12 protein-coding genes are annotated in these 14,656 nt (G+C 33.7%); 8 read left to right on the forward strand and 4 right to left on the reverse strand.

The genetic code is table 11. The features are described 5' to 3' along the window. The first annotated feature begins 4 nt into the window (after positions 1-4). The 4 genes from parC (at position 5) to CP363_RS05695 (ending at position 5,233) form a co-directional block, all read left to right on the forward strand. Complete coding sequence (gene parC, locus CP363_RS05680; protein ID WP_098035982.1) at positions 5-2,461, forward strand: DNA topoisomerase IV subunit A; 2,457 nt, start codon at positions 5-7, stop codon at positions 2,459-2,461. A 147-nt stretch (positions 2,462-2,608) separates the two neighbouring features. Continuing rightward, entirely contained in the window at positions 2,609-3,583 is a 975-nt protein-coding gene (locus CP363_RS05685; protein ID WP_065990332.1) for a LysR family transcriptional regulator, read from the forward strand. Positions 3,584-3,612: 29 nt separating this feature from the next. Continuing rightward, the gene (locus CP363_RS05690) at positions 3,613-4,548 is read left to right on the forward strand and encodes a manganese-dependent inorganic pyrophosphatase (protein ID WP_054832972.1); all 936 of its coding nucleotides are present in this window, start codon (positions 3,613-3,615) and stop codon (positions 4,546-4,548) included. Positions 4,549-4,633: 85 nt separating this feature from the next. Next, positions 4,634-5,233 (forward strand): peptidylprolyl isomerase, encoded by a 600-nt coding sequence (locus CP363_RS05695; RefSeq protein WP_013086386.1) that lies wholly within the window; start codon positions 4,634-4,636, stop codon positions 5,231-5,233. Between the two features lie 41 nt (positions 5,234-5,274). Here CP363_RS05695 and CP363_RS05700 read toward each other — a convergent pair whose 3' ends face one another. Further along, positions 5,275-5,634 (reverse strand): helix-turn-helix domain-containing protein, encoded by a 360-nt coding sequence (locus tag CP363_RS05700; protein ID WP_013086385.1) that lies wholly within the window; start codon positions 5,632-5,634, stop codon positions 5,275-5,277. Between the two features lie 307 nt (positions 5,635-5,941). On the opposite strand from CP363_RS05700, the gene CP363_RS05705 reads away from it, so the two are divergent. Further along, positions 5,942-6,637 carry a YoaK family protein gene (locus CP363_RS05705; RefSeq protein WP_005719647.1) on the forward strand — a complete coding sequence of 232 codons (696 nt, stop codon included), beginning with the start codon at positions 5,942-5,944 and terminating at the stop codon, positions 6,635-6,637. Between the two features lie 1,345 nt (positions 6,638-7,982). Here CP363_RS05705 and CP363_RS05710 read toward each other — a convergent pair. Then, on the reverse strand, positions 7,983-8,243 hold the full coding sequence (locus CP363_RS05710) for a GlsB/YeaQ/YmgE family stress response membrane protein (protein WP_005727307.1): 261 nt from the start codon (positions 8,241-8,243) through the stop codon (positions 7,983-7,985). 357 nt (positions 8,244-8,600) lie between these two features. On the opposite strand from CP363_RS05710, the gene CP363_RS05715 reads away from it, so the two are divergent. Further along, positions 8,601-9,758 carry a GH25 family lysozyme gene (locus CP363_RS05715; protein ID WP_020993030.1) on the forward strand — a complete coding sequence of 386 codons (1,158 nt, stop codon included), beginning with the start codon at positions 8,601-8,603 and terminating at the stop codon, positions 9,756-9,758. A 149-nt stretch (positions 9,759-9,907) separates the two neighbouring features. Then, positions 9,908-10,519: a DUF5052 family protein gene (locus tag CP363_RS05720; RefSeq protein ID WP_005719642.1), complete on the forward strand. Its 612-nt coding sequence runs from the start codon at positions 9,908-9,910 to the stop codon at positions 10,517-10,519. A 44-nt stretch (positions 10,520-10,563) separates the two neighbouring features. Here CP363_RS05720 and CP363_RS05725 read toward each other — a convergent pair whose 3' ends face one another. Beyond that, positions 10,564-11,022, reverse strand: a complete 459-nt coding sequence (locus CP363_RS05725) for a hypothetical protein (RefSeq protein WP_098035983.1) — start codon at positions 11,020-11,022, stop codon at positions 10,564-10,566. A gap of 502 nt (positions 11,023-11,524) precedes the next feature. Between CP363_RS05725 and xerS the strand changes: the two genes are divergently transcribed. Next, complete coding sequence (xerS, locus tag CP363_RS05730; RefSeq protein WP_057726712.1) at positions 11,525-12,592, forward strand: tyrosine recombinase XerS; 1,068 nt, start codon at positions 11,525-11,527, stop codon at positions 12,590-12,592. Positions 12,593-12,645: 53 nt separating this feature from the next. Here xerS and CP363_RS05735 read toward each other — a convergent pair whose 3' ends face one another. Next, complete coding sequence (locus CP363_RS05735; RefSeq protein WP_089147056.1) at positions 12,646-14,523, reverse strand: DNA mismatch repair protein MutS; 1,878 nt, start codon at positions 14,521-14,523, stop codon at positions 12,646-12,648. Between the last annotated feature and the right edge of the window lie 133 nt (positions 14,524-14,656).

A 14,656-nucleotide genomic window follows, 5' to 3' on the forward strand; every position in this document is an offset into this window, starting at 1 on the left:
TTTAATGGCCACAAAAGAACGAATTCGAGAAATGCCACTTGAACAAGTAATGGGTGAACGTTTTGGACGATATTCAAAATATATTATTCAAGAACGTGCTTTGCCTGATATTCGAGATGGCTTAAAGCCAGTTCAGCGGCGTATCCTTTATGCAATGTATCAAGATAGTAATACTTATGATAAACCATTTAAAAAGGCTGCTAAGGCTGTCGGTAATATCATGGGTAACTTTCACCCTCACGGTGACAGCTCAATCTATGGGGCTTTAGTGCACTTATCACAAGACTGGAAGATGCGCGAACCGTTAGTTGAAATGCATGGTAACAATGGTTCAATGGATGGTGATGGCCCAGCAGCTATGCGTTATACGGAATCCCGCTTAAGCAAAATCTCTAATATGCTTTTGCAAGATATTGATAAGCAAACCGTAAACATGGTGCTTAACTTTGACGATACTGAGTATGAACCTACAGTCTTACCTGCACGCTTTCCTAACTTATTAGTTAATGGATCAACTGGGATTTCATCTGGTTACGCTACAGAGATTCCACCACATAACTTAGGTGAAGTGATTGATGCAACAATTTATTTGTTGAAACATCCTGATGCTTCTCTTGAAGATTTGATGAAATATGTAAAAGGTCCTGACTTTCCAACTGGTGCTATTGTTATGGGGACTAAGGGAATTAAGGAAGCATATAGGACAGGACGTGGTAGAATTCAGGTCCGTGCCAAAACCACTATTCAAGAAATTTGTGGGCATAGGCAAGAAATTGTTGCTACGGAAATTCCATTCGATGTTAACAAAGCACTATTAGTAAAAAAGATAGATGAAATCCGTCTGAATAAAGAAATTGATGGAATCGCAGAAGTTCGTGATGAAACTGACCGCCATGGTTTGTCAATTGTGATTGAATTGAAAAAAGATGCTGATGCGCAGAATATTTTAAATTATTTATTTAAAAATACTGACTTACAAGTATCTTATAACTTCAACATGGTCGCTATTGATCACATGACTCCTGTTCAAGTTGGGCTAAAACGAATTTTAGCTTCTTATTTAGAACATGAAGAAGACGTTGTAACTAAACGTACGAAATTTGACTTAGATAAGGCAGAAGCTAGATTAGAGATTATTCAGGGCTTGATTCATGCCATGGATATTTTGGATCAAGTAATTAAAACCATCCGCGCTTCTAAAAATAAAGCCGATGCTAAGAAGAATTTAATAGCTAAGTATAAATTTACTGAAAAACAAGCTGAAGCAATTGTTTCTTTACAACTTTATCGTTTAACTAATACGGATGTTAATGAATTAATTGCTGAACAAGACAAGTTAAATAAATTAGCCGAAAAATACCGTAAATTATTATCAGATCGTGCAACTTTAGAAAAAGAAATTATTAAAGAGTTAAATGCAGTCAAGAAAGAATTTGCTAATCCACGTCGAACTCAAATTTCAGAAGAAAGTGCTAAAGTTGAAATTGATGAAAAAGCCTTAGTTGCTGATGAACAGGTTAGAGTACTAATTAGTCGAGATGGCTATTTAAAGCGTTCATCTTTACGTTCATATCAGTCAACTAATGATGATGACAATGGTTTACCAGATGGTGACAAAGTAGTTTATGAAAACACACTATCTACCCTGACTAACTTGTATTTATTTACCAATAAGGGGAATGTCATTTATCGTCCAGTACATGAACTAATTGAAACCAAATGGAAAGAAACAGGACAACACCTATCACAAGAAATTGGATTAGACAGTGATGAGCAAATTATTCGCGTCTTTGTATTTGATAAATTGAATACTGATTGCAACTTTATTCTGGCTACTAATGACGGTTATATCAAACAATTGGAGTTAGCTAACTTACAGCCGACGAGAACTTATAAGTCACGTGCAATGACAGCTATCAAGTTAAAGGGCAAGGATAGTTATGTGGTTGGGGTAGATTTGATCAAATCAGATAACCATAAGGAAATCACATTATTTACTCATCGCGCCTATGCAATTAGATATGATGTTAGCGAGATACCAACTTCAGGAGCTAAAGCAGTAGGTGTTAAATCTGCTAACTTGAAAGATGACGATTATATCGTAAATTATGTCCTAGTTGATTCTAAGTATGTTGATTTAATGCATGTTGGGCTAATTACTCAACGTGGGGCATTTAAGCAATTCAAACTTAAACTAGTTAATAAAGTTTCTAGAGCCAAGCGAGGGGTACTAGTACTGCGGGAATTGAAGAATAAACCGCATAGAATTGTTGCTCTAATGCCATATGCTCAAGATCATTTGTTACATGTCACTACTTCTAGTGACCGTCATGTAAATATTAAAACTACGGATTATCCATTAGGCGATCGTTATTCTAACGGCTCATTTGTTATTGATACTACCGTTGATGGGACGCCTGTAAGTATTGAATTGGGAAGACCCATTAGTAGTCAAAATTAAGATTTGAGTTTAACTAAAACAATATATTAATCTTTAAAAACAGTGTTAAGACATATGTTTTGACACTGTTTTGTTTTGGATAGATAATAGCAGTGTTATGGGACATGGCTTATCGTAAAATAATATTTTAGAAAAGAGATAATCGTTATGTCTAAAAGTGATACTATTTTATCGGCTAAATCATTGCGTTATTTTTTACAATTGATTGAGACGATGAATTATACCCAAGCTGCACAAATTTTAGGTATTACCCAACCGGCTTTAACTCAGCAAGTAAAAAAATTGGAACGCGCTATTGGTGCTCCATTATTTGGACAAATGGGGAAGAAGTTATACCTAACCGAAGCTGGTAAAGAAATGGAAGCAGCAGCGATAGAGTTGCTAAATACCATTAATGGTGTTATTAGTGACATTCAAGAATATACCCAGTCAGATAAAGGCAATATTTCAATTGGTATTCTAGAGTCCGTACATGTTGATCTTTTCTACCAATTTTTACGTTACTTCAATAAAAAGTATCCAGAAGTAACTTTTACTGTTGATTACTTTGACCGCAAAGAGCTATGGCACAGACTTGATTCCAATATGATTGATATGGCGATTATGTATATGCCAGATACTACTAATAAAACAGGAGCTAATTTCCGTCATCAATACAATCATCGTGATATTTGCCCTGAGCATATTGTTGTACTGACTCACAAGGATAATGTGGAAGCAGGAGGGACATATTCTGTTACTCGTTTTGGCAACAGAAAGTGGGTTGCATATCCGGAGAATTACTACTTATCAAGATTAATGCGACTTAACTTTAGTAAAAAGATTGATCTCATTACTCCGTTTAAAATTGCATCTACTAAGGAAATGATCAAAATTGCAGAAAATACTGATCTTGATACTTATGTAGATCAGACTTACTATGAGGCGCATAAGGATGAGATTAATTTGACTCCTGTTTATATTAAAAATATGCCTGAGTTTACGACTGCTTGTGTTTATCGTAGAGGAAAATTAGATGTTCCTAGGATGAAGAAATTACTAACGGAATTACAGATTTTCTTAGACAATAACTTGGATAGGAACAATAATTTTAGTAAACTATTAAGTGAAGAAATTAAATAAAATAATTAGAAAAAGAGGCAATTTATTTAATGGAAAAAGAATTTGTTTTTGGACACCAAAATCCAGATACTGATGCAATTGGCACTGCTATTGCATTTTCATATTTGCAAAACAAGTTAGGTTACAACACTGAAGCCGTTGCCTTGGGTGAGCCTAATGATGAAACTGCATATGCTCTTAAAAAATTCGGCTTTAAAGCACCTCGTGTAATTAAAGAAGCTGCTCCAGAAGTTAAATCTGTTATGTTGGTTGACCACAATGAACCACAACAAAGTGTTTCAGACATCGACAAAGTTAAGGTTACTCATGTTGTGGATCACCATAGAATAATGAATTTTAATACCGCTGATCCATTATATTACCGTGCAGAACCTGTAGGCTGTACTTCAACCATTGTTTGGAGAATGTTCAATGAATTTGGCATTGAAATTCCAGAAAACTACGCTGGTTTAATGCTTTCAGCTATTATTTCAGATACTTTACTTCTTAAATCACCAACTACTACAGATAAGGATAAAAAGGCTGTAGAAGCATTGGCTAAGATTGCTGGCGTAGATTACAAGGAATACGGCTTAGCAATGCTTAAGGCTGGTACTAACATCAGTGACAAGTCAGAAGAAGAATTGATTGATTTAGATGCCAAGAGCTTTGAATTAAATGGTCACAACGTCCGTGTTGCACAAATCAATGTTGTTGACTTACCTGAAGCGTTAGAACGTAAGGAAGCCTTTTTAAAGGCAATGGATGCTTCATCTAAGGATAATGGTTATGATATGTTTATGCTTTTAATTACTAACATTCTTGACTCAGATTCAGAAGCTTTAGTTGTTGGCTCTGATGAGACTAAGTCATTATTCGAAAAAGCATTTAATAAGCAACTTAGTGATTCAGAAGTTAAATTACCTGGTGTAGTATCACGTAAGAAGCAGGTTGTTCCACCTCTTACTGATGCTTTTAATGCTTAAAAGTAATGATGTAAAAAATAGGAGGTAGGGTTAACTGCCTCTTATTTTTTACCTAAAAATTAAAACTGATTTTAGGAGAAAAATATTGAAATACCCACAATTAAATTTAGAAAATCAACAGGGACCAACAGCTGTATTGAAAACCAATCAAGGTGAAATAAAAATTCAACTTTTTCCAGAACAAGCTCCAATGACGGTTGAAAATTTTATTCGTTTAGCTCAAAAAGGCTATTATGATGGTACTATTTTTCACCGCGTAATTAGCGACTTTATGATTCAAGGTGGAGATCCTGAAGGAAATGGCACTGGTGGTGAAAGCATTTGGGGGCATCCATTTGAAGATGAACTTTCACGAGAACTTTTTAATATTCGCGGAGCATTATCAATGGCTAATTCAGGCCCTAACACTAATGGTAGTCAATTTTTTATCGTTCAAAACAAGAATATGCCTAAGCGTTACATAAAACAGATGGAACCCGCAGGCTATCCAAAGGAAATTATTCATGCTTATAAGCAAGGCGGAACTCCATGGCTTGACGGTCGTCATACAGTCTTTGGACAAGTAATTACAGGCATGGATGTAGTTGATAAAATTGCTAAGTCGAAAAAAGATAAAATGGATAAACCACTAGAAGATATAACTATTGAGTCGATCCAAGTCCAAGGATCAAAGTTTGATGACTAACAAAAACGTGCTGTTTTTTCGGAATAAACAGCACGTTTTTGTTAATTATTCATTTCTTTTAGAAGGGTGATCAAAGACTTACATACGCGTTCAGCCTTAGGTTCTGGTAATTTTCTTAATTCGTTAATAACTTTTTTCATGAAAACGGGTGTATTGTTATCATGAATTTTTTCAGGCTTGATTTTTTTAGCACGATAGGCATTGTTAATGATATCGGGTGTAGTAGTATTCAAAGCTTTGGCAATAGAATCAAGCTTCTGAATACTAATGTTTTGGTCCTTAGTCCTTTCCACACGTGAAATAAAATTTACAGAAAGATCACTTAGCTCAGCCAAATCTTCCTGTGTTAGTTTCTGTTCACGTCTTCTACGAGAAATTTCTTCTCCTAAATTAATATTCACAAGCATTCGATCCTTTCAAGTAACTTATAGTCTATTATAGCCTATATAAAATTATGTAAAAAATGAATAGACTATTTTAATATTCTCAACATACACTTATATTAAATAATAAGAAATTATATTTGTTTATAAATGTACATTTTTAGCGTAATCAGTGCTATTAGGCACTACAGTTTATAGTATAGTCTTAAATTGAATACTTTTATTGTTAAAATAGAAATGAAATAAAAGCTTAAAAAAATATACTAATTATTAAGTTTTTAAGCTTATAATGTATAAAAGGATATAAAAATAGATTGGGGATTTGATGAGTTTAAAAGAGGTTTTAAATAGTAATCGGCCTGCAGAGTCACGACAATTAGCGTGTGCGTTAACTTTTTGTGGGGGATTTATTGATGCATATACATATATCCAGAGAGGACATACGCTTTCCGCTGGACAAACAGGAAACGTTATCTTTTTTAGTTCAGCATTAGCTGATCATAATGTTCCTGGAATGATTAATCGAGCTAGTACGTTTATTGCTTTTTCTTTAGGATTGCTATTAGTAGGACTTTTTCATAAATATGTGAAAAGTCACTATTGGAGAGTATTTTGCTTATTTCCAATTTTAGCGATTTGTATTGTAGTGGGCTTTTTGCCTAAAAGTGTTCCTAATTATTATATTGTGCCTGCTATTGCGTTTGGATTGGCTATTCAAAACGCATCTTTCAGCAAAATTGAAGGCATGGGTTATAACAATGCATTTACAACTGGAAATTTAAAAAAATCGGTTGTTGCATGGAGTGCATTTTTCTTTGGTGAAGACAAAAGTAAACATACAGCTGCCGTTAATTATATGATGTTAACAATTGCATTTGCAGTTGGAGCAATAATTTCAGCTTTACTGCAAAAATTATTGGTATTAAAAACTATTTGGATTGCAGTCATTTTTTTAACGACGATTAATTTAGTTTATATCATTGCATTGAGACGAAATAAAAAAATTGATTTTTCAAAATGATTTTAAAAGCACTTGTCATAATTGGCAAGTGTTTTTTTGAAGAGGTTGTGAGTGAGAAGAAAGCGACCAATCTGAAAAATAATAATTTTATCAGTGTGCGTATAATTAATATTATGTAAAGCCGGATTAAAAAAACAATCCATTTAATAATAGAAGTCATAATTAATTTAATTGTTTCAGCAAATAAGTCTTATTTTGGATTTGTTAACTCGAATTCAGGTTATTTATTTTTTCAAAAAATGAATTTTGCTTTTTTAATTTTTGTTTTTACTTCATTTACTCTGACTATGATAAGAAAATCAACTCTCAATAAATTTTTACATGCTGAGATCGCAATTCTATGACCAAATTCATTTATTTTGATCAATAGTTGTTTTATAGTTTAATAGTTAGTTGTTCATTTGTATGAACCAGTTTTTAAAAGTAATGGTTTTATTGATGGTTGGAATTATAGTTTTTCATCAAGTTAATCAAGCTAGATAAAATTACTTTTATGGCTAAGAGTAAATCAATGGTATCCTAGATATTCTTGAGATAATTTTTTAGATGATTAGTTATCTGTATATTTTATGGCTAAAAGTCTGAATTGAATAATATGCTGACAATAATCAATAAAACAACCTTCAAAGAGAAGTATTTTGCAACAGTTATGGTAAAGTAATTCTAATTAAAAATAATGAAAATAGTTGAGTAATATTTGCTAGTTTTGCCTTTAGTATCTATAAAGCCATTTTTTATTTTTATGCTATAACTTTCTTTAAAACAAAAATTTTAATGATCACTAGATAAACCTATCTCGCAAAAGCCTAATTTTGGTAAATTTGTGCTTTTGTGCTTTTGTTATTTTTATTGTTTTAACGTTTTGTATTTCATTTTAAATTCGTAAAAAAATATTTTATAAATTCTTTGCTCTTTTTGCTACATACAAATCGGTATTAAGTGCTTTTATATTTATTCTTATTCCCTATTTTTAAGATTGGCTGTAATAATACACATATTGAAATTTCTTAAATAAATAATCAAGCGGTAAAAATGATAATTCTACTAAACTCATGACTCAAGTCGCTATTTAAATCTGTGTTTTTACATGAATAAGACATCTAAATAAAGTTTCAATCTTCAAAAAATGCTGAGAATCACTCTAAGATTTCTTTTTAATGAATTAATTTGTCGTGGTTACTCAATCTTTATACAAACAAGCAACATTTTAATTCATTATTATAACCTTATACCTCTATCTCCCCTCCTCTGCTGACCAGGGAAGACGAAAAAAGAGCCGAAATCAGACATAACTCGTCCAATCAGGCTCTTTGCTTATCTAGCTAGAATAAAAATCTGAATAAAATCAATCTGTTGCAGGTCTAATTTTATTCATAATGAAGGCAACGACGATTACCAAGATAACCGCACCTAAAATTGACGGTACAATTGCCATGTCCGCAACCTTCGGTCCCCATTCCCCTAAAAGGGCTTGGCCTAGTGAAGATCCAACCAATCCTGCTAAAATATTAGCAATCCAGTTCATTGACTTACCATGTCCAGTTAAAGCACCTGCAATTAAGCCGATTACTCCACCAACAATTAATACCCAAATCCAATGTAGCATTTTGATCACCTTTGCTTTCTTGCAAAATATCTTATCACATTTCTGATTAAACAAAGCGCTTTCTTTAACTATCTTTATTTTAAGCGAATGAACTGTTTCTTGTCACTTTTAAAATATATTATTTGACTGTCTTATACTTTTCTTTAGATTTGGGGCATATTTCTTGCCACGACTAATTCTTTATTTTTTGTCTATTGTATATCTCAATTTGATTTCAATTTTTTTCGGTTTGATTACTGATATATTAATAAATGATCTCATCTATTGCCTTTTGAGAACTATATCTGTAGTCTATAAAGTATAAATTATGTGAGAGATATAGATAAGATTCTCTCCACTAAGTATGGAGGACATAAATTGTTTAAAAGGAAATCAATTATTAAATTAGCATGTGCAACTATGTTAACGAATGCAGGTGTCACACTTTTATCTCAAATGACTCGTTTCTCTGACTCAGAGAGCATTGTGCAAGCTTCATCAACATCAGTTGTTGCTAAAGCCCTTGGAATTGATGTTGCCAGCTACCAAAGCGCAGATTTAACTGCTCATGCCAAGGCTGGTTCTCAATTTGCAATCGTTAAAGTTAGTGAGGGAACCAGTTATCGCAACCCTAAGGCAGCCAATCAGATTAAATCTGCTATTGCTAATGATATGATGCCGATGGCTTATCATTTTGCAACTTTTAGTTCAAGTTCATCGGCCGCTAAGCGCGAAGCGCAATACGCAATTTCTTCTGCTAAGGCGTTGGGATTACCAGCTGGCTCATACTTAGCCTGCGATTATGAAACTGGTCAGGGCAATATCATTACTAATGGTAAAAATGTAACAGCTAAGGCTATTATTGCCTTTATGGATCAAATTAAGGCGGCTGGCTATCAACCACTTCTCTATGCTAGTTCTTCCGTTTTGCAAAACAATATTAATACTCCATCTATCGTGAACAAGTATCCTAATTCACTCTGGGTAGCCGCATATGCGATTTCAGGCCGAGTAGACCAACCCAACTTTAAATACTTCCCTTCAATGGATGGTGTCGCAATCTGGCAGTTCACAGATAATTGGCGCGGAATGAATACTGATGGCAATATTACAGTCTTGCCATTATCAATCGCAGGTAACGCGGCAGTCTCACAGGCTCCTAAGGCCTCCAATACCAAGAAAACAGCTACAGTTATGTACAAGTCATATGTTTATGACAAAAATAGCAACCGGACAAATGATTTTTATAATGCTTACAGCTCTATTACTTATTATGACAATAAGGTGAGAATTAAAGGCAAATCAATGATTCGTGTCGGTGAAGACAAGTATGTGATGGCAAGTAACGTACTAGGCAATTCACGCGTCTTTAAAGCTGATGCTAAAGTGTATAAAAATGATGGCACCATTAATACAAAATGGTCTACTAAAAAATCCGGTTCACCGATCAAGACTTATGGCCCTAAACATTACATCAATAATGAAGCTTACTATCGAATTGGTAAAAATGCTTACGTTAAAGCAGACAAGTTCTAATTTATTTTTAGCAGCAAATATTTGCTGCTTTTTTGATGCATCCCTAAAACGTAAATGAACTGACGAATCATTTCCAATTTATTTATCTGCATCCCTTTTTTACCCATGTTAAAATTAAGGCATTATATAGAAACGAGGATAAGATAAGGATGAAATTTAAAAAGAAGTTAGCTTTATTCTTAGGTCTTGGAGTATTATTGCTTTCTCTGACTGGTTGTAGTGATTTTCAAAACTGGGAATTATCTATGCGCTCTAAGATTGGGGCATTGCCCTTAACAGTATCAACGTATGATTCTAATGGACAAAAGATCGACCAGATCAAAGCTAAGTCAGTTAATATTCATACTGATAAAAAGATGTCACAGAAAAGTAGTAATGGCACTGAACATTCTAGCGTAATTGATGTTGACTATGGCAATAATCGAATGATTCACGTTGGTTCTACTATGATTGCCTATGAAGGACTGAAAAACTACGAGGATGCATTTAACAAAAAAGTTAAGATCGACGATCAAAATCGTTCTGTTCCTCTGTTAAATACAATGTATCAGAATTTTAAAAACGATTGGAATGGTAGCTCAAGAGTAGTAATGATTAGAAGCCAATTAGGAATGCCGATTGCTGTCTTTATTGGAAATCACGTCTCAATTCATAAGAGTGATATGAAGAATGCAACTCAATTTGTGATTGATGGTCATCGTCTATTTGTTTACCGTGCTGATTACACAGTTTATCCAATGTCCAGTTTAAAAAGCAATTAACGATAAAAAGTGTCAATCCTCATTTTAAGGACTGACACTTTTTATTATTTATCATCAATTAATGCATTAAATGCTTCATTAGTTTCAACGATGTCGCTCATTACTTGATTAATCCAGTCATTAAGCTTATCGTTATCGTAGTTTTCTAAACCGCCTTCGGAATCTCCAATGTCCGCAATACCATTATTGAAATCTACTAGTTCAGTAATTAACTTTTGAGCAAAAATCTTAGTGGTGCCACCAAAGTTTTCCGCAAAATTATTTACATCCCCATATGCATCGGCAATATCACTGAAAACTGTGACAGTTTTACCAAAAGTCTCACTCAAGTTATCTACATCTGCTTGAGTTGGTACAGTCAATTCTTCATCTTCATTATTAAGTTGTTCATCTAAACGAACGCCAATGTCGTTTAACACTAAGTGACCATCATATAGACGATTCAGTAATTTGATACCACTAGGGTTTTTAGCTTGGAAGTTTACACTAATTTCTTTTGTCATACTTTTTCCTCATCTCACATAATGTATTTTCATCTATTGTACAATTTTTAGCCAAAAAATACGACTAAACAAGGAAAATAAGCTTTTTTCGATTCTTTATAAAAAATGTTATATTTTACTTGAACATTAGCAATAAAGAGCATAAAATAAACGATTGAAAAGTGTTGTACCATACAAACAACATATGTTTGTAAGTAATGTTTGAATTACTAAATGTAATTTGCCCTTACTTACTGACGAGCAATCACTGTTGCTATAATTATAATGCTAAGAGTTTTCTATAAGCGTTGCTGGTATTCTAGTTATAGTGACATGATTATCTAAGTTAAATTTAGTTGCAATCATTTTTCTACGTTAGTACTATAGATATTCACGTTCGAATGAGCGCAGTAATTTTAAATTAGACTGTTTTTTATCACCTATTCCTGAGAATAGGTGATTTTTTTATGATTAACGTATTTGTATGATATAATATAAACATTAGTTCGTGAAAGGAGCAGATATGGAAACTGCTAAATACCTAGAATTGATCCAAATTGAAGTAAATAAATTGCCTGATTTTGTTAAGCAATTTAATCTTGGTACTAATCATTCATTAACTACTACTTACCAGTACTTAACTGAAATTCGACGCTTCTTCGATTGGCTACGTCAAGAAAATATCTCTTCTGCTTCAGATAATGCTCATGTTACTACGGATACATTAGCCAACTTACGTCGCAATGACATAATGCTGTATATTGATTATTTAGGACATACCCGTAATAAGCAAGGCCGACTAAACTCCCCCACTACGATTAATCGCTCAATTAATGCTTTACGCTCCCTATTTAAGTTTTTAACCATTACTGCCGACAATAATCATGGTGAGCCATATTTTGAGCGGAATGTAATGCTTAAAATTAATTCTTTAAATGATACGCAAACACTTAATTATCGGGCTCATGTACTTGAAAGCCACATGTACACTGGTAAGTTAAAATTTGAATTTTTGACTTTTATTGATCAGGACTATATTAACCATTGTAATAAGCAAGCAAAGATTGGTTTTAAGCAAAACAAAGAACGTGACATGGCAATTGCTGCATTAATCTTAGGTACCGGCATTCGGGTGTCTGAATGTGCTGGCGTTGATTTGAGTGATTTAAACCTTAAGGATGCTGTACTAGATGTAACTAGAAAAGGCGGACAAAAAGATAGTGTACCAATTGCAGAATGGACACTTCCTTATATCAAGCGATATAAAGGTATTCGTAATGAACGCTATCATGCAGATAGTAAGCAAGTGGCATTCTTTTTAACTCAATGGCATGGTCAAACGCGGCGAATTACAACTAACGCAATTGAAAAAATGATCAATAAGTATTCTGCAGCTTTTGGTCATCCCCTTACCCCACATAAGTTACGTCATACGGTTGCTTCTGAGCTCTATGAAGTAACTAAAGATCAAGTGCTTGTAGCACAACAGCTAGGTCAAAAAGGCACTTCAGCCACCGATCTATATACTCATGTTGATCAGAAAAAACAGCGTGCGGCTCTCAATGAGATCTCAAAAGAAAATCACGATTAATCAAATTAAATGCAAAAACGAGTTTGGCTATTCAATTCCAAACTCGTTTTTTATTAATGTTTCAATTTCTTGTAAGCTTTTTTGGAGCCACGATCTAGATCACGATTAAACTTATAATCTTGCCAGTCTTTAACAAAGAGTAAATCTAAGTTATATCCTTTTGGGTACAAGTCTTTAGCTAGTCGTCTTAATTGTAAACGTCTGAGTGGTACTTCTACAAATTCTTTTGCCACAAATATCTTTGCTGCATTTTGGGTAGGAAGATATTTATAAAAGATTCCTTCTTCTTTTAAATTGGTAGCATATACAATATCACCTTTATGAAATTCTTTTTTAACAACCAGGTTGCTTTTGTTTTTCCGCTGGTGAACGAAACGTTTTTTTAAAGATAAAGGTAAATTATTACCCGCTAATATGGCTTCTGCTTGATGCAGAACATTTTCTGGAATACCTGATTTTTTGGCGATCCATAGTGCTCGACTATTACCAATACTTCCTATCTTTAACTTATAAGTAGGTTGCAGATTTTTTAAGTCAAAATCCATTGCAGCTGTGATAAAACCATCATGCTGCTTAGCAAAATCCTTAATAGAGCTGTAGTGTGTTGTGGCCATGATTAAACAGCCACGTAAATACAACTCTTGTAGAATTCCAATAGCGAGTGCGCTTCCTTCATTTGGATCTGTCCCTGTCCCTAATTCATCTAATAATACTAAACTATGGAATTGAGCATATTTGGTAATCATGGCAATATCTTTCATTTCGGCTGAAAAAGTACTCAGAGAATTATCTAGGTCCTGGTGATCACCTATTAAAGTAAAAACGTCATCCATTAATGGAATATCACATGGTTTATCGCTTGGTAAAAACAGACCTAGTTCGGTCATTAAAATCATCAAACCAGTAGTTTTAAGCGCGACGGTTTTACCACCAGCATTTGGTCCTGTAATCATTAGAACACTATTTTCTTGGGTTAATTCTAAGGTTAACGGAACAGGATTAATGATCAAGGGATGCCGCACTGCACGTAAAACAAGAGAATTTTCACGATTAATTTTAGGCCTAATACAATTATATTTTTGTGCAAACTTTCCCCTAGCAAAAATCATATCTAGTAAAGTGATTAGTTCAATGTTACGCTTAATATCATCCTTCACGTCGTATATTTTTGCAGTTAAAGCACCTAAGATTGCTAGTTCTAGATTACGTATTTGTGCCTTTAAATTGGTTATTTGCTGATTTAGACGAACAACCTTAGCAGGTTGAAAGTAGACGGTTTGTCCACCATTAGAAACAGCCACAATAGTCCCTGACAATTGATTTTTGTAGTTTGCTTTAATTGGAATGGTAGCGTAGCCCTCTTTTTCAACAATCATTGCGTCTCTAATCATTTTTTGATTAGGTTTACTAGTCAAAAAATGATTTAATGCAGTTTTGAGTTCAGTAACAGATTTCTTTAAGTCGCGGCGCATTTTTGCTAGTTCACGATCTGCCTCATCGCGTACTTGACCATGTTCAATAGTAGTATAAATAGCATCTTCAATGTCTGGCAATAGCGTCATGTCTTGGACATATGCATTGAGTAATGGTGCTAGCTGCTCATGTCTGGCTAAAAAGCGTTGTAGTAGGCGATTTACTCGTAAAAATTCTGCTACTTTTTCTAGATCATCGGGAGTTAAGATTAGTCCTTTTTCAGCTTTAGTAATTAAATGCTCGATATCCTCAGAACTGGCAAAAGGAATGTGCTGCCGTAATTTCAAAATCTTCACGGCTTCTTCTGTTTCATTAAGCAGTTGTTCTACTTTATGTAAATTGCTACTTGGTTGGACGGAACTTAATTGTTCTTTGGCAGCAATAGTAATTGCCTGTTGAGCTAAGATATCTTTAACTTGAGTAAAGTTTAAGTTTTGATTATTGTTGATATTTTTCAATTTGATGTAATTTCCTTATGTTTAATTTAACGTTGATTGTAACTAATGGCTTAATAAGTATGCTTGCAGACATATGCAGAGACTGTCAAGAAGTTTGTGTAAATAATCTCTCTCGTTGATTGACTTTTTTATT

The sequence above is a fragment of the Lactobacillus sp. UMNPBX12 genome, from assembly GCF_002553955.1.
GTDB classification, from domain to species: Bacteria; Bacillota; Bacilli; order Lactobacillales; family Lactobacillaceae; genus Lactobacillus; species Lactobacillus crispatus.

Coding starts and splice junctions, on each gene's coding strand:
- CP363_RS05705 (WP_005719647.1), top strand. CDS start 5,942: ATGAGTTTAAAAGAGGTTTTAAATAGTAATCGGCCTGCAGAGTCACGA.
- xerS (WP_057726712.1), top strand. CDS start 11,525: ATGGAAACTGCTAAATACCTAGAATTGATCCAAATTGAAGTAAATAAA.
- CP363_RS05685 (WP_065990332.1), top strand. CDS start 2,609: ATGTCTAAAAGTGATACTATTTTATCGGCTAAATCATTGCGTTATTTT.
- parC (WP_098035982.1), top strand. CDS start 5: ATGGCCACAAAAGAACGAATTCGAGAAATGCCACTTGAACAAGTAATG.
- CP363_RS05725 (WP_098035983.1), bottom strand. CDS start 11,022: ATGACAAAAGAAATTAGTGTAAACTTCCAAGCTAAAAACCCTAGTGGT.
- CP363_RS05710 (WP_005727307.1), bottom strand. CDS start 8,243: ATGCTACATTGGATTTGGGTATTAATTGTTGGTGGAGTAATCGGCTTA.
- CP363_RS05720 (WP_005719642.1), top strand. CDS start 9,908: ATGAAATTTAAAAAGAAGTTAGCTTTATTCTTAGGTCTTGGAGTATTA.
- CP363_RS05690 (WP_054832972.1), top strand. CDS start 3,613: ATGGAAAAAGAATTTGTTTTTGGACACCAAAATCCAGATACTGATGCA.